Annotated in this window: 15 protein-coding genes and 1 pseudogene; 15 read left to right on the top strand and 1 reads right to left on the bottom strand. The window is 60.1% G+C overall.

The features are described 5' to 3' along the window. The first annotated feature begins 157 nt into the window (after nucleotides 1–157). The 7 genes from GXN74_RS08680 (at nucleotide 158) to GXN74_RS08650 (ending at nucleotide 5,998) form a co-directional block, all read left to right on the top strand. Complete coding sequence (locus tag GXN74_RS08680) at nucleotides 158–1,288, top strand: enolase C-terminal domain-like protein (protein WP_162370540.1); 1,131 nt, start codon at nucleotides 158–160, stop codon at nucleotides 1,286–1,288. A 45-nt stretch (nucleotides 1,289–1,333) separates the two neighbouring features. Next, nucleotides 1,334–2,383, top strand: a complete 1,050-nt coding sequence (locus GXN74_RS08675) for a tripartite tricarboxylate transporter substrate-binding protein (protein ID WP_162370539.1) — start codon at nucleotides 1,334–1,336, stop codon at nucleotides 2,381–2,383. A 19-nt stretch (nucleotides 2,384–2,402) separates the two neighbouring features. After that, a complete protein-coding gene (locus tag GXN74_RS08670; RefSeq protein WP_162370538.1) occupies nucleotides 2,403–2,855 on the top strand; it encodes a tripartite tricarboxylate transporter TctB family protein in 453 nt (150 codons plus the stop codon). Between the two features lie 13 nt (nucleotides 2,856–2,868). Then, nucleotides 2,869–4,359: a tripartite tricarboxylate transporter permease gene (locus GXN74_RS08665; RefSeq protein ID WP_162370537.1), complete on the top strand. Its 1,491-nt coding sequence runs from the start codon at nucleotides 2,869–2,871 to the stop codon at nucleotides 4,357–4,359. Nucleotides 4,360–4,393: 34 nt separating this feature from the next. Then, entirely contained in the window at nucleotides 4,394–4,726 is a 333-nt protein-coding gene (locus GXN74_RS08660) for a cupin domain-containing protein (RefSeq protein ID WP_162370536.1), read from the top strand. A gap of 116 nt (nucleotides 4,727–4,842) precedes the next feature. Continuing rightward, the gene (locus GXN74_RS08655) at nucleotides 4,843–5,841 is read left to right on the top strand and encodes a GTP 3',8-cyclase MoaA (RefSeq protein WP_246208646.1); all 999 of its coding nucleotides are present in this window, start codon (nucleotides 4,843–4,845) and stop codon (nucleotides 5,839–5,841) included. Continuing rightward, nucleotides 5,834–5,998 (top strand): hypothetical protein, encoded by a 165-nt coding sequence (locus tag GXN74_RS08650; protein WP_162370534.1) that lies wholly within the window; start codon nucleotides 5,834–5,836, stop codon nucleotides 5,996–5,998. The genes GXN74_RS08655 and GXN74_RS08650 overlap by 8 nt, the downstream gene beginning before the upstream one ends. Before the next feature lie 114 nt (nucleotides 5,999–6,112). On the opposite strand, the gene GXN74_RS08645 is transcribed toward GXN74_RS08650, so the two are convergent. Next, entirely contained in the window at nucleotides 6,113–7,114 is a 1,002-nt protein-coding gene (locus GXN74_RS08645; RefSeq protein ID WP_162370533.1) for a LacI family DNA-binding transcriptional regulator, read from the bottom strand. A 225-nt stretch (nucleotides 7,115–7,339) separates the two neighbouring features. Here GXN74_RS08645 and GXN74_RS08640 point away from each other — a divergent pair, with 225 nt between their 5' ends. From GXN74_RS08640 to GXN74_RS14495, 8 genes and pseudogenes are all read left to right on the top strand, one after another. Beyond that, nucleotides 7,340–7,828 (top strand): substrate-binding domain-containing protein, encoded by a 489-nt coding sequence (locus tag GXN74_RS08640; protein ID WP_162370532.1) that lies wholly within the window; start codon nucleotides 7,340–7,342, stop codon nucleotides 7,826–7,828. Nucleotides 7,829–8,028: 200 nt separating this feature from the next. After that, entirely contained in the window at nucleotides 8,029–8,187 is a 159-nt protein-coding gene (locus tag GXN74_RS08635) for an LDCC motif putative metal-binding protein (protein ID WP_162370531.1), read from the top strand. Between the two features lie 64 nt (nucleotides 8,188–8,251). Continuing rightward, a complete protein-coding gene (locus GXN74_RS08630) occupies nucleotides 8,252–8,458 on the top strand; it encodes an alpha/beta fold hydrolase (protein ID WP_162370530.1) in 207 nt (68 codons plus the stop codon). Between the two features lie 88 nt (nucleotides 8,459–8,546). Then, on the top strand, nucleotides 8,547–9,935 hold the full coding sequence (locus GXN74_RS08625) for a multicopper oxidase family protein (RefSeq protein ID WP_162370529.1): 1,389 nt from the start codon (nucleotides 8,547–8,549) through the stop codon (nucleotides 9,933–9,935). A gap of 150 nt (nucleotides 9,936–10,085) precedes the next feature. Then, on the top strand, nucleotides 10,086–11,834 hold the full coding sequence (locus GXN74_RS14740) for an SWIM zinc finger family protein (protein ID WP_162370528.1): 1,749 nt from the start codon (nucleotides 10,086–10,088) through the stop codon (nucleotides 11,832–11,834). Between the two features lie 346 nt (nucleotides 11,835–12,180). Beyond that, nucleotides 12,181–14,421: an RCC1 domain-containing protein gene (locus GXN74_RS08615; protein WP_162370527.1), complete on the top strand. Its 2,241-nt coding sequence runs from the start codon at nucleotides 12,181–12,183 to the stop codon at nucleotides 14,419–14,421. A gap of 71 nt (nucleotides 14,422–14,492) precedes the next feature. After that, nucleotides 14,493–15,134, top strand: a pseudogene (locus tag GXN74_RS14910) (fibronectin type III domain-containing protein); the annotation flags it as partial. Nucleotides 15,135–15,164: 30 nt separating this feature from the next. Then, nucleotides 15,165–15,905 carry a copper amine oxidase N-terminal domain-containing protein gene (locus GXN74_RS14495; protein WP_246208645.1) on the top strand — a complete coding sequence of 247 codons (741 nt, stop codon included), beginning with the start codon at nucleotides 15,165–15,167 and terminating at the stop codon, nucleotides 15,903–15,905. Nucleotides 15,906–15,963: the final 58 nt, after the last annotated feature.

The raw sequence follows: 15,963 nt of genomic DNA, 5'->3' as shown, positions 1-15,963 counted from the left end.
TGAAATGAAAGTGAAATCAAAAGACTTCAAAATGAAACGAATGGAGGTTATCCATAGAAAAGCCGTCCATATTTGGCGATTATACGCATTGATGTCCAAGGGGAAAATGGCTATACTCAAGCCAGCAGTCAACACTGAAGGTTTACAGGAGGTCAAGATGTTTGCGTTTGATTTTGAGGATAAGATCCGGTTCACAAAGGCGGTGTACTACAGTTTCAAGCCAATCCCGCTGCCAAAGCTGTTCAAGGACGGGACGGGCGGTTTGGGCAAGTTTGCGCCGGAACAGGGATGCATCGAGCTTTATGACGAGGAAGGGGCATGCGCCCACCTCTCCGTTGGGAGGAGCTTCGTCAGGGACATGCTTCCGATGATCTTGAGCGGGGAGAGGAAAAGCTACAACGATTGGAGGACTTCCCTCTATTGGAAGGTCAGGAACAGCGGTTTCCAAAGCGCACAGGCCGTGGATGTGGGCACGGTGGACCTGATGATGCTGGACATCCTGGCCCAGAGGGCGGAACAGCCGCTCCACAGGTTCCTGGGGGCCGAAAAGGACTGGGCCGCCGCCTACAAGGGAGGCGGGTCGATCCTGCTGGAAGACGACGAACTGGTGGAGGACATGCTCCGGTACGTGGAGGAGGGCTACACCACCGTCAAATTCAAGGTGGGAAGCGACGACCTGGAGCGGGACCTGAACAGGATTGGAAAGGTCCGGAGCGCCCTGGGGGGCGGCATCGGCATCGCCGTGGACGCGAACCAGAAATGGGACGTGGAGACGGCCTTCCGGTTCTCGGAACTGGCGAAACCCTACCGGCTGGCCTGGCTGGAGGAACCCATCCATGCCCACGACATGAACGGGATCAAGAGGCTGAAGGAAATGGGCGTTTCGGTTCCCATCGCCTTCGGGGAATCCATGCGGCTCTCCTATGCCTACGAAACCTACATCGAAAAGGGGGTGGACCACCTGCAACCCTCGGTAGGCAGGATGACGAGGATGGACGACCTGATCCGCATCCGGGACATGGCCCGTGCAAACAACGTCCGATTCTCCTCCGGAGGCAGGACCTATCTGAACGCCATCTTCGGCTGCCTCTACAGCGAAGACGAAATGATCGAATACCACGAGCCGATCAGCAAACCCGTAGGCGAATACACGCTCCACCAGCCGGAAGAGAGGCGGGGAAGGTTCCATTGCCAGACGGACATCAGCGGCAACCCCCAAAGGATGAACGTGGAAAAGCTGGAAAAAGACCGGCTGCTGGACGGAAAACAGGTGTTTTATTCCGTGTGACAATGAAGTATACTATAAATCCAAAGATAAAAGGAGACTGAAGAGATGAAAAAGGTGATGGTTGTTTTGATGGCACTATGTACGGCGGCGGCATTGTTCACGGGTTGCGGCAAGAAAGAGGAAGGGACCCAGGCGGCAAGCGGAGGGAACGCGCAAGCGGAAGCGGGAGCCGGACAGGTCGTCTGGCCGGAGGGGGCGGTCAACTTCTCCGTTCCGGGCAAGGCGGGGGGCGGTTCCGACATGACCGCCAGATACCTGACTTCCGGGTGGTCGGAAGTGGCCGATGTGAATTTTTCCGTCAAGAACTTCGATTCGACGACCGCCTGCTTCCAGGACGTAGCCAACCAGAAGCCGGACGGCAGGAACATCGGACTTGCCCACTCCGCAATCATGACGGAATACGTGGCGGGTTCCTCGCCGGTCAATCCTGTGGAGGACCTTACGGTCATCGCCGCCGTGGGCAACAACGGACTGCGCTGCATCGCCGCCCGCTCGGACGCGCCCTATGACACCATCGATGAAATGGTCGCCTACGCCAAAGAGAATCCCGGAACCATCAAGGTGGGGTCCTCCCCCAGCGGCACCGTAAAGTTCCTGATGGGCAAGATCGAGCAGGGATTCGGGATCACCTTCAACTATGTGGAGGCGTCCCAGGAAACGGACAGGCTGGTCAACCTTGCAGGCGGCTTCATCGACATCGGCACCATTTCCTTGAGCAACGGCATGGAATATGAAGCGGCGGGCAAGCTGAAGGTGCTGGGCACCGTCGGAGCGGACGGGGTCAAGATCGTGGATTTCCTTCCGGACGCGCCGGAAAACTACCGCACGGTCCAGGAAATGGGATACGACGTCGCCGCGGTGACCAGCTATTACGTGATCGGCCCCAAAGGCATGGACGATGCCCTGGTCGAAGCGATCAACGGGTCCATGAAAGAAATCGCTGCAACCGGAAGTACGTTCATCGACGGCATGTCGGATATGGGACAGGTCGGCGGATGGCATGGCGTTGAAGACTCCAGGAGGATGTATGAAGAGGAGCTCGCATCGATGATCGAAGTGGGCAAGAACCTCGGCCTCTACAACGCCCAACAATAACCTGCAGGAGGATGGAAGATTGAAAAGAGACAAGATTGTAGGGATCGGAGCCGTTTTGACCGCAGTCTTCTTCTTCTACCATACCACCGCCATCCGGATTCCGGTGAACCTTGCGGAGCCCGGGCCGCGCCTCATGCCTTACCTGGCAGAGGCGCTGATGGCGCTTTGCGGCATCGGTATGATCGTTGAATCGGAAATGAAGAAGGAAGAAGACAAGCCCTATCTGACGAAGGAGGGATGGAAGCGCCTGGGGATCATCTTCGGGGTGCTGTCCGCCTATACGATGGGACTGGTTGTCCTGGGATTCCTGTGGGTCACGCCCTTCATGCTGTTCGTCCTGATCGGCATGCTCAGCGGAGAGCAGAAGGTTCCGCGGGTCAAGAAGGCCGTCATCTCTGTGGCCGTGACGTTCGCATTGTACTTCGTTTTCGCAAAGGGATTCAGCGTCGGATTGCCTGCGGGCATGTTTTAAGAGGGGGAATGGGATGAGTCTATACATAGCAAGTTTGTTGACATTGTTGGAGCCGTTGAATCTGCTGCTGATTCTGGCGGTGATCGTAATCGGCACCGTATTCGGAGCCATCCCGGGACTGAGCGGCGCAATCGGCATCGCCCTGCTGCTGCCCATCACCATCGGGATGTCCATAGAAACCAGCTTCGCCATGTTGTTGGCCATGTACATCGGAGGGGTCTCCGGCTCCTTCATCGGAGCGACCTTGATCGGCATTCCGGGAAGCTCCTCCTCCATCGCGACGACCTTCGACGCATTTCCGATGACGCAGAGGGGGGAAGCCTCCAAAGCGCTGACGATCGGCATCCTGGCCTCCTTCGTCGGGACCTTCGGGTCCATCCTGATCGCGACGTTCCTGAGCCCCGTGATTGCGGATTTCGCCTTGAAGCTGGGTCCGTGGGAATATGCGAGCCTGTGCTTCTGTGCCCTGACCCTTGTGGCGGCCCTGTCCAAAGGGAGCGTCTACAAATGCCTTCTGGCGACGGCCCTGGGGCTTCTGCTGGGTTCCGTGGGCATGGACCAGGTGACCGGCGTCACGCGGTTCACCTTCGGCAACTTCAACCTGAACAGCGGCATCAGCGTCATCGCCATCACCCTGGGTGTGTTCGCCTGCCAGCAGGTGGCGTCGAACTACGCCAAGGGGACCCAGACGCTTCCGAAGGTGGAGAAGACCGAGATCCGCGGTTTGGGCATCGGCTTCAAGGACATCACGGAGCATATCGGAACCATCCTGCGCTCCTTCAGCCTGGGCATGTGGATCGGCTTCCTGCCGGGGATGGGGTCGGGGGTTTCCAATCTGATCGCCTACGCCCATTCCAAATCCAGCAGCAAGCATTCCGAGAAGTTCGGGACCGGATACCCCGGGGGCATCTGGGCCTCGGAGACATCGAACAACGCCGCCATCGGCGGCGCGATCATCCCGATGATGGCCCTGGGGATCCCCGGGGACAGCATCACCGCCATGCTGCTGACCGGCCTGATGATCCATGGCTTGCAGCCTGGCCCCCTGATGATCACGTCCAATCCGGAGGTGTCCTACCTGGTGTTTGCGGGAATCATGCTGTGCTGCATCCTGGTGCTGGTTTTCCAGCTTTTCGCCAAGCGGTGGTTTCCGCTGATCCTGAAGATACCCTACCGTTACCTGTACAGCGTCATCTTGATCATCACGTTCATCGGCGCCTACGGCACCGGCAACAACATGTACAGCATCTATGCCATGCTCGCCTGCGCCGTGCTGGGCATCGTCATGCACATGGCGCACATCCCCACAAGTCCGTTCCTGCTGGCGTTCATCCTGAGCGGCAGTCTGGAGTCCTATTTCAGGAAGGGCATCAGCTACGCCAGCGGGGACTACACCGTCTTCCTGACGAGGCCGCTGTCGCTGCTGTTCCTGCTGATCGGCGTGGGCAGCATCCTGTGGCCGCTGTTCCTGCGGAACGTGGTAAGGAAGACGAAAAACGCATGATGCACAAACCGGAACATCGAAAGGAGGTGAACCCATGATCGACCAAAGATGGGTGTTCCATTGCGAAACCGAACCTTGTGAGGCAGCCGAGGGTGTGGTGCGGCGGGTCCTGGCCTACACCAAGGAACTGATGTGTGTGGAAAACACGTTTGCGGAGGGTGCCATCGGCAGCCTCCACCACCATCCCCATACCCAGATCACCTATGTCGTCAGCGGCGCGTTCGAATTCGAAATCGAAGGCGAAAGAAAAGTCGTCCGGGCAGGCGACACGATGCTGAAGACGGACGATGTGGTCCACGGATGCAGATGCCTGGAGGCAGGCGTCCTGCTGGACATCTTCACACCCATGCGGGAGGATTTCCTGTAAAAAGCCCCTTTGCGGCACGCGTGATTTTTGCCCGTGCCACAAGGGGCTTTTTTGGCCGGTCCTGTTGTGGTATAATGTTTCTTACAATCGGCAGGATGGGAAGGACAAAGGTGCGTATGATGCTGGATGAAAATGGAAGGAAAATCGACTCCCTGCGGGTCTCCGTCACCGACCGGTGCAATCTGCGTTGCGGATACTGCATGCCCCGGGGAAAAAGCGTGGAGCCGGAGGACGAAGGCGTCCTTGGGATGGAGGAGATGGAGGAGCTGGTCCGGGCCTTCGTGGACCTGGGGGTCGCAAAGGTGAGGATTGCGGGCGGCGATCCACTGGTCCGGTCCGGGGTGGTGGAACTGGTCAAGGCATTGGACGCCCTTCCGGACCTGGAGCAGATTGCCCTGACCACCAACGGGCAGCTGCTGGCCCCCATGGCCAGGGAGCTGGCGGAGGCGGGGCTGGACCGGGTGGACATCCGCATCGACTCCCTGGATCCGGCCAAATACCAGGAGATGAGCGGGGGCGGCTCCCTGGTGAACGTGCTCCGGGGGATCCGGGAGGCACGGAAGGCCGGCCTGGGGCCGGTGAAGCTGAACGTGGTCCTGATCGGGGGCTTGAACGAGGAGGAGATCGAGGATTTCGTGGACCTGACCCGGGAGTATGTGATGGACGTGCGGTTCATCGAACTGGTCCCCGTCGGGGAGGCAACGGGCTGGCCCGGGGACCGCTTCCTGAGCAACAGCGTCGTCCTGGAGCGGGTGCCGTCCCTGGTCCCCGTGGAGGACCGGTTCCTGGACCCCGCCTCCCCCGCCAGCTATTACCGGCTGCCCGACGGCCAGGGACGGGTGGGGCTGATCGACCCCACCCGCAGCGACCGGGTCCGGCTGACCGCCCGGGGCCATCTGGAGCTCCTCCACCATGCGGATGGGGGGCTGGACTTGGGGAGCCTGCTCCGGTCCATGACGGCGTCCGGGGTCGCCCCCGCGGAGCGGAGCAGGCGGCTTCAGGAGGCCATCCAGGCCCAACTGGTACGAGGGGACGGTTCTTATGTACCAGTTTCCTCCCATTGGTCCGGTTGGTCCGGAAAAAGTGCCGCAAAGGGGGAGGACTGGTGTGGATAGGAAGGTCCAAGGCTACGGGATGGCCCTCATCGGTTTCCTGTTTCTGCTGTTCAACGCGCTTGGATACCTGCTGGGTTGGGAAAGCAGGAACCCGGCCTTCACGGTCATGGGTTTGGTTTTTGTCGTCGTAGGACTGAAACAGGTCCGAAAGGTCTAGTTCATTGCATGGAAAAGGCCGCTCCAGGTGAGCGGCCTTTTCCATGCCCTTTTGTCTGTTCGCGGATGGTCCGGGAAAACAAGCTGGTACGGAAGAACCGTCCCCTTGTGCCGATCAGGTCGTCCCCCTTTTCACCAAAGTGACGCCCAGGAAGCTCTTGACCACATCCCGACGCCCATTTTCTGCCATGTCCACCAGCCGCTCCACGGCCATCTCCCCCAGGCGGGGCTTGTCGCTGCGCATGGTGGTGAGGGCGGGGGTAAGGACGGTGCTCATGCTCCCATCGTCGAAGCCCACCAGGGCCACGTCTTCCGGGACCCGGTAGCCCCGCTGCTGCAAGGCCCGCTGGCAACCGGCGGCGATGATGTCGTTGTCCGCGAAGAAGGCGGTGGGGAGGGAGGGCTTCCTGTCCAGATGGGCCAGCATCTGCTGCGTGGCGGCGTCGAAGAGGAGGTCCACCTCCACCACATGCTCCGGACAAAGGGAGAGTCCCAGGTCCTCCACGGCCCGGGAGAAGCCCGCCTGCCTGTCGGCAAGGCCCCCGATGGGGACCGACCCCCGGAGGTAGCCCACTTCCCGGTGGCCCAGGGCCTTCAGGTGGGAGAGGGCCTGGTGGATCCCCTCCAGGCTGTCCGCGCAGACGGTGTTCACCGGAAGGTTCTCGAACCGGTTGTCCAGGCAGACTAGGGGTTTGGAGAAGCCTTCCAGGAGGGGATGGCGCCGGGTGTCGAATTCGGTGCCCAGGAAAAGCACCCCGGCCACATGGTCCTGGGCCTCCAGCCGTTCCAGGACCTGGACCAGGTCCCCGTCGTCCACCTGAACCAGCCCCAGGCTGTAGCCCAGCTGCCGGGCCTTGGGCTCGGCCCCGTTCAGGAGCCCCACGAAGAAGTCCTCGTTCCGCTCCCGCTTGTGGCCCACGGCCTTGTAGCGGAGCAGGGTGAGCTCCCCTTTTTGTTCAGGGCCCTGGGATTCTGTCCGGAGGGTGTAACCGTTCTCCACCAGCAGCCGGGCGATCCGGTTCCGGGTCTCCTCCCGGACGCCAGGCTTGTTGTTCAGCACCAGGGAGACGGTGGATAGGGAAAAACCGGTCTGTTCCGCGATTTCTTTGATGGTCATGGGGCAAACTCCTTTGCTTGTTCGGATTCTATCTGTTGATCATGGAATCATCATAAAAGATTTGGAGGTGCCTGTCCAGAAGAATATTTAAAATAATTTAAAATTTAGAAGATATTTAATAAAAATTGGATGGCCCAGCCTTGACAATCCCCCGCAGATGTGTTTTAATAAAATCATAGCAAGTTTAATAAAAAAATAAGCAATCTATTAAAGGAGGCGTTTGGGATGAGAGAGGGAAGGAAAATTGTCGTGGCAGGGGTTGCAATGGTGGTAGGGTTGCTGCTGGTGGCGGGAGCCGCCCTGGGGATGCAGGGGATGCAGGGGCAGCAGGAGACCCGGATGGAGCGGGTGGGCCTGGTGCTGGCCTCCCGGACGGACCCCCACTGCGTGTCCATGGCGTACGCGGCCAGGGCCAAGGCGGCGGAGATGGGCGTGGAGCTGCTGGTGGAGGGGCCGGAACTCCCCTTTGACGGCCAAGAACAGCTGGAGGTCATGGACCGGATGATTGAGGCGGGGGTGGACCGGCTGCTGGTGGCCCCTACAGACCCCGACACGCTGGTCGTAACGGTGAGGAAAGCCAACGACCGGAACATCCCGGTGGTGGTCCTGGACAGGGGGCTGGAGGAGGATGCGATGGTGCTCCTGGGGGCCTACACCTACGGCTTCATCGATACCAGGGCCAACAGCCTGGGGATCCGGGAAGCGTTCGAATGAGAAGGGGGAAGGGCAGGTGCCAGGCACTGTGAACGGACGTTCACAGTGCCTGGCACCTTTTTTTTAGTCTAATCTAAATATGACATATCACATAACTATGGTATAATGAAGGTGGGCCCCATCCCCCGGGGTGGGGGGCGGAGGGGTGCGGACGAATTTGGTGAGGACGAAGAAACCGGCCACGAAAAGGAGGAAGACCAATGAAGATAGGAATCAAACAGCGGTGGAAGGATTTCCTGGACAGGATCGCCAAGAGCAACGCGGAACAGTTCGGCCAGGGTACCAAGCTGAACTGCTGCGACCTGGCAAAGCCCAAGGACGGCGGCAACACACACAAGACAGGAGAAGACCCGAAATAAGGTCGAAGGGCGCCGGCAAGGATGGTGCATTCCCGTAAAATGCGGTAAAATGGAGGTAGGGAAGTTGTCGATTGGGGAAGACTGGAAAGGAGCGTCCCTGATCCTGTTGCACGGAATTGCGGACTCCCTGCATTCCTTCGACCTGGTGGTGCCGCATCTCCCGAAGGCCGGTTATGGGACCAAAAATTTCGAGCAGGACCTCCTTATGTTCATGGACGCGCTGCAGATCGGGAGAGCAGTCGTGCTGGGGCGTCCAGCGGTGGGTTCGTAGTACGGAGGTTCGCCGCCTTTTGTCTGAAGCGGTGCCAGGCACTGTGAACACCGTTCACAGTGCCTGGCACCGGAAGGAGGTTGGAAGGATGAACAGGAAACTTGCGGCTCTGATTATGCTATCCCTGGCCCTGCTGCTGGCGTCCGCCACGGCGTGCGCAAGGACCCCCGGGGAGGGCAACCCCTTGCGGATTCCCCCACTCCTGGAGGACCTGGACCCCTCTCCGGAGGCGGCGGAATATGTCCTGCAGGCGGCCCCGGGCATCACGGAGTTCTTTACGGGGGTCCCTGCGGACACCCTGGGCTACAACGGAAGCTATCTGGGACCTGTCCTGCGCCTGCGCCAGGGGGAGCAGGTAGAGATCCGGGTGGAGAACGGCCTGGACTTCCCCACCACGGTCCACTGGCACGGACTGGTGGTGGACGGCGACCAGGACGGAGGTCCCCATCAGGTCATACGGCAAGGGGACAGCTGGACCCCACGCTTCCAGGTGGACCAGCCCGCAGCCACCCTCTGGTACCACCCCCATATGGCGGGCAACACCGCCTGGCAGGTCTATTACGGGCTGGCGGGCCTGATCTACATCGAAGACGGGGTCTCGGACAACCTGGAGCTCCCCAGGGAGTACGGGGTGGACGACATTCCCCTGGTGGTCCAGGACAGGAACTTCAACCGGGAGGGGAACCTTCTCTACAGCACCTCCATGATGGGGGTTCCGGCCGGCCAAGTCCTCCTGGTAAACGGCACCGCCTCCCCCCATCTGGAGGTGGTCCGGGAGAGGTTGCGCCTGCGGATTCTGAACGCGTCCAATTCCCAGAACTTCAGGTTCAGGATGAGCGACAAAAGCCCTCTGGTGCAGGTCGCGTCGGACGGCGGCTTCCTGGAGGCCCCCTTGTCCAGAAGCTCCCTGTTCCTTTCCCCGGGGGAGAGGGCGGAGGTAGTCCTGGACTTCTCCAAGGCCCGGGGAAGGACCCTCTCCCTGGACAGTGGGAACAGGAAGGTCCTGGAATTCCGGGTGGCAAGGGAGCTGGAAAGTTCCCCGGCGGTCCCGGACCGGCTGGCGACCCTGGGACCCGTGACCCCTCCAGAGCCTGGGGAGGACATCCCTCGCAGGATGTTCGAGCTCAGGAGCATGGGGGTGTCGGGGACCATCAACGGGAGGTTTTTCGACATGGACCGGCTGGACGAGGAGGTCCGGTTGGGGGAGAAGGAGATCTGGACCGTCCGCAACCTTGGCGGCATGATGCAGGCCGGTGGCCATCCCTTCCACGTCCACGGCACCCAGTTCAGGGTGCTCTCCAGGAGCGGGAAGCTCCCGCCTCCGGAGGAGCTGGGCTACAAGGACACGGTCCACGTGGACGTGGGCGAGGAGGTGGAAATCCTGATCCGTTTCACCCATGAGGGCGTCTACATGTTCCATTGCCACATCCTGGAACACGAAGATGCGGGCATGATGGGGCAGTTTAGGGTGGAATAGGCATGCGCACTTGGGGACAGACCCCAACTGCGCATCGGCCACCGGGAATGCCCGCCGGGAGCCGGTTTCCAACTGTAAAGGCATCACGGCAATGCCCACTTGTTGCGCACTTGGGGTCAGACCCCAAGTGCGCAGGGAAAGGAAGACGTCATGCATCTGAACGATTTCGAGAAGCACATCGACCCCAGGATCCTGGAACGGGGGCGGGACTACTACACGAGCGGCGCCGTCCTTGACCTGGAGGAAATGGAGGAGAATTCCTACGAGGCGGAGGTGGAGGGCACCGACCTCTACACCGTCTGGGTGGACCTGGACGGGGACGGGGAGATCCTGGAGACCGCCTGCGACTGCCCCTATGAAATGGGGGAATACTGCAAGCACCAGGTGGCGGTCTTCCTTGCCCTGCGGAATCTGCGGGAAGGACCCGCCCGCCACAGCCCGGCCCCCAAGGGGATGGAAAAGGCCAAGGGGAAGGAGCCCCCGGCCATCCGGGACCTGCTGGCCGCCAGGACCAAGGAGGAGCTTGCAGCGTTCCTGGAAGAGCTGGCGGCGGAGCAGCCGGAGGTCAGGAAACGACTCCGTTGGGATTTCCAGGAGGTGGATCCCAAGGAGGAGCGGGACCAGGCCGTGGCCCTGATCCAAAGCTACATCCGGAAGAACACCGACAGGTACGGCCAGATCCCCTACGGAAAAACGGAGGATGCCGTGGAGGGGGTCCATCTGGTGCTTGCGAAGGCCCGCCAGGCCCTCCGCCGGAACCAGATTCTCCAGGGGGTGGAGCTGGCGCTCCTGGCGGTCCGGGAGATGGTCGACCTGCTCCGGGAATGCGAGGACCCGGACGGGGGCCAGGAGGAGGAACTGGAGACCGCCCTCTACGAGTGTTTGGACTGCATCCGGGAGGCCGTCGGCGGGATGGAGGAGGAACAGGAACCGCCCCCGGTCCTGGAACCTGCCCTGCAGGAGGCCCTTTTCACCCGGCTGCTGGAGGAATCCAAGGGCAGCCGCTACGGAACGGGGGCGGGATGGAACCTGGAGTTCCTGGAGCTCTGCGCCCCCCTGGCGGCCGGCCGTCCGGACCTGCGCAAGGTCCTGGAGGACCGGCTGGACGTCCTGCTGCAGGGGCTGGATCGCCCGGACCGGGACAGCCGGGACAAATGGGAGCAGAACCGGGAAGTGGAAAGCCTCCTACTGTTCCGTTACCGCCTGGTGGAGGAATTCGACGGCTGGGAGAAGGCCAAGGAATTCCTCGCAGAGAACGTCCTGTTCCCCGAATTCCGCAAGCGTGCCATCGCCCTGGCCATTGGGCAGAAAGATTATCCAGAGGTCATCCGGTTGGCCCGGGAAGGGGAGGGCCAGGACCAGAAATGGCGGGGGCAGGTGGACCAGTGGAGGCGCCTGCGGCACCAGGCCGCCAAGCTGGGTGGCCTGCTGGAGGAGGAGCGGAGCGCCGCCCGGGAACTGGCCCTGGACGGAAGCATGGAACATTACCGGGAGCTGAAGGCCACCTACGAGCCGGAGGCCTGGAAGGCGGAATACCCCCGGATCCTCCGGGAGCTGGAGGGGGAAAGGTGGAAGGAAGGCTCCTACCGGGACATCCTGCTGGAGGAAGGGGAAAAAGCGAGGCTTCTGGAGCACATCCAGGCCAGGCCCTGGCTGGTGGAGGACTACTGGAGCCACCTGCTCCCGGACCACCAGGAGGAAGTGTTCCTGCTCTTCCACCGGAAGGTCCTGGGGGAAGCCGCAGGGGCCTCCGACAGGAAGGCCTACCAGCGGGTCTGTGCCACCCTCCGGAACCTGAAGAAGGCAGGTGGAGAGGCGCTTGCGGAGGAAACCAAGCAGAAGCTCCTGCTCCAATACCCAAACAAAAGGGCCCTGCGGGACGAGCTGTCCCGGACCTGATGCACATGCGCAGCTGGGGACAGACCCCAACTGCGCATGAACCCCCGGTAATGCCCGCTGGTAGCCATTTTCCAACCGTACAGGCGCCCCCGGCCATGCGCACTTGGGGTCTGTCCCCAAGCGCGCATGTTCTGAAAAAACATGAACGAAAGCCGCTATTGTGGTATAATTAAGAAAAAGGCAATCCTTTGTCAAAAAACGGCGCCTTTGTTTTTCGAGCCAAAAATCTCCATGAACAAAACCGCCATGAACAGAACGAACGTCTGCAACCCCGCCCATGACCAGCCTCCCTTGCCGAAAAGCCAAGGGGCCTTCCAGATCAACAATTGAAAAGGAGATGAGTCGAATGAGATGTACGACCCCGAACAAACACATCCGAAGACCATTAGCTGTCCTTATGGGGATGCTGTTGTTCCTGACGCTGGCGGCGCCCGTCGCCACTGTGTCAGCAGCTGAACCCGGTAACACCCTCTGGGCCTGGGGGATCAACGAGGCCGGCCAGCTGGGTGATGGCACGACCCTGGACAAGGATGCGCCGACCCGGGTTTATTACGACGAAGGCTGGCGAACGGTCTCGGCCGGTGGATACCATACGGTAGCGCTGAAAAGTGACGGCAGCCTCTGGGCCTGGGGGGGGAATGCGTATGGACAGTTGGGCGACGGAACAAAAATCACGAAGAATTTGCCGACTCCCATTGGCACGGCCAAAGATTGGAAATCGATTGCTGCCGGACGGCAGCACACCGTGGCTTTGAAAAACGATGGAAGCCTCTGGGCCTGGGGGCAAAATCTATACGGGCAGTTGGGCGACGGTACCAGAAAGCATACAGACATGCCGAATCGTATCGGCGCAGCCAACGACTGGAAGGCGATTGCTGCGGGAGGGTACCATACGCTGGCAATCAAGACCGATGGAAGTTTATGGGCTTGGGGAATGAATCTACACGGTCAGCTGGGTGACGGAACCCTAACAACCAGGTCGGTTCCGACACGAATCGGAAAGGCGAATGACTGGACGACTGTATCTGCCGGATATCTCTTCACGACAGCCTTGAAGACCGACGGCAGCCTCTGGGCCTGGGGAATCAATTATCATGGACAGCTGGGCGATGGCACGAACGCATACAGACAAATGCCTACACGGATTGGCACGGAGAATGACTGGAAGGAAGTCGAAGCCGGAGGGCGCCATACGTTGGCCGTGAAGAGCAACGGCAGTCTCTGGGCCTGGGGAGACAACGGATCCGGACAGCTGGGGGACGGCACATGGAAGCAAAGGAACGCGCCCACCCAGATAGGCACGGAAAAGAACTGGAAAGCGGTCTCTGCCGGAGGGCTCCATACCCTGGCCCTGCAAATGGATGGAAGCCTTTGGGGATGGGGCAGAGCGTTCGGACGTTTGGCTGACGGAAACTGGAGGCTTAGGAAGGAACCCACCCGCATCGGCGCTGACAAGCACTGGAAGGCGATTTCCGCTGGAGGAACCTTGGATTTATATGAAATCCATGCCAATGGCCATGATGACCATAGCATGGCTTTGGGAGACGTTCCAACCGTAACCCTGACCAAACCCAATGGAGGAGAGAAATTCATCGTCGGCCTGCCGCACACGATTACCTGGGAAGGGTTTCCGGATACGGAGTTTACCCTTTTTCTGTCGACGGATTCGGGTAAATCCTACCAGAGTGAGATCGGCAAGGGCAAGGGCGGCAGTTTCCAGTGGATAGTTCCCAACATGCCGACAAACAATGCCCGGATCAGAATTTGGGGAATTTCCGGACGTGATTATCTCGGCATCCCAAAATTTGCCGAAGATGCCAGTGATGCGGATTTCAGCATCGAGCCGCTAATCGGGCTTCAAGCCACTTTTCTGCTGCCTCCGGCAGCCCCCTCCGGCTTGGTGGCAGAAGCGCTATCCGAATCCGAAATACGTCTGACCTGGCGGGACAATGCGACCGACGAGCAGGGGTTCCACATTGAACGGAACGGCATCCGGATCGCCACCGTGCCGGCCGACACCCAGTCCTACACGGATGCGGGCCTGGCCCTCGACACCACCTACGGGTATCGGGTGCGGGCCTACAACGGGCTGGGCGACTCGGGGTATTCCAACCAGGCTTCGGCGGCCACCGATCCGGAGCCTCCACCGGCAGAACCTGTTCCGGCACTGGAAACGCCGCCAGGAACCGCAACCGTAATCCAGCTCTACATCGACAGCGTTGAATACTATGTCAACGGCCAGCTGCGCACCATGGATACCCCGCCGGTGATCCGGGAGGGGCGCACGCTTTTGCCCATCCGGCATGTGGCGGAACCCCTGGGAGCGGCTGTGGGCTGGGAAGGCGTCCAGAGGAAAGCCACCGTCACTCTGGGACAGAGGTTTGTGGAACTGTGGATCGGCCAGAACCAGGCAAGGGTCAACGGAACGGACCAGTTCATAGACGATATGAACCCCAGCGTGGTGCCCCTGATCATGCCTCCAGGACGGACCATGCTGCCCCTGCGTTTCATCGCGGAAGCCCTGGGATGCCAGGTGGAATGGGATGCGGTGGCCCGAATGGTCACCATCATCCATCCGGCGCCCTGAGGCGGCAAGGGGGTTCAAGCATTCCGACACCGCGGAGGTGTCGGAATAGCCTCTGAAAAGGAGTGGTAATCATGAAAAAGCATCGCCGGCGCATTGTTTTGCTTGTCACCTGCCTTGTCTTTTCACTGCTTTTTACAAGCGTTCCCGCAGAAGCTGCGGATGAAGTGTACCTGACCAAACCTAACGGTGGAGAAGTCTGGTTGAAAGGAAACACCTATGAGATCAGGTGGGATGGCTATTACAACCAGACGTTTGCGGTGTTTCTTTCGACGGATTCAGGCAAGAATTATGACATAAGCCAGCCTGTCGCAAGCGGCATTCTTGGAAGCTGCAAATGGACCATTCCGTTCGACATGCCCAACACCACCACTGCAAGAATTATGATCAAGACGACATATTTCACCTCCAAAACCGAATCCATAGCAGTCTATGACACAAGCGACGAGGACTTTGCGATCTACACACCCGCTCCGACGGTTCCGACGCAATTTCTTGTAACAGCCGGTTCCCCCACAATGATCGGATTATCATGGCAAGACAACTCGAACAATGAAGAAGGATTTGTGATTGAACGACGCAAGAAAGATGATCCATCTTATGTCGTGACAATCAAGACGCCACCCAATGCGACATATTACGCAGATGAAGGGCTATCGCCCTATACCACGTATGATTACCGGATGAAAGCTTTTAATGAATCGGGTGATTCGCCTTGGACTCCCGTGGGAAGCGCCACAACATGGATGGTTTTTTTACAGGCAGAGTTCCTGCTGCCTCCAGCAGCCCCCTCCGGCTTGGTGGCAGAAGCGCTATCCGAATCCGAAATACGTCTGACCTGGCGGGACAATGCGACCGACGAGCAGGGGTTCCACATTGAACGGAACGGCATCCGGATCGCCACCGTGCCGGCCGACACCCAGTCCTACACGGATGCGGGCCTGGCCCTCGACACCACCTACGGGTATCGGGTGCGGGCCTACAACGGGCTGGGCGACTCGGGGTATTCCAACCAGGCTTCGGCGGCCACCGATCCGGAGCCTCCACCGGCAGAACCTGTTCCGGCACTGGAAACGCCGCCAGGAACCGCAACCGTAATCCAGCTCTACATCGACAGCGTTGAATACTATGTCAACGGCCAGCTGCGCACCATGGATACCCCGCCGGTGATCCGGGAAGGGCGCACGCTTTTGCCCATCCGGCATGTGGCGGAACCACTGGGAGCGGCTGTGGGCTGGGAAGGCGTCCAGAGGAAAGCCACCGTCACTTTGGGACAGAGGTTTGTGGAACTGTGGATCGGCCAGAACCAGGCAAGGGTCAACGGAACGGACCAGCCCATCGACGAAATGAATCCCAGCGTGGTGCCCCTGATCATGCCTCCGGGACGGACCATGCTGCCCCTGCGTTTCATCGCGGAAACACTGGGATGCCAGGTGGAATGGGATGCGGTGCTCCGCATGGTCACCATCATCCATCCGGCGCCCTGAGGCGGCAAGAAAAGGCAATGCTTGTTGGAGCTGATGGGACGGACGCATGTGGGAAAGG

The organism is Anaerotalea alkaliphila (assembly GCF_010179735.1).
GTDB classification, from domain to species: Bacteria; Bacillota; Clostridia; order Lachnospirales; family Vallitaleaceae; genus Anaerotalea; species Anaerotalea alkaliphila.
The sequence above is the reverse complement of the archived record's forward strand: the minus strand, read 5'-3'. Positions and strand labels throughout refer to the sequence as shown.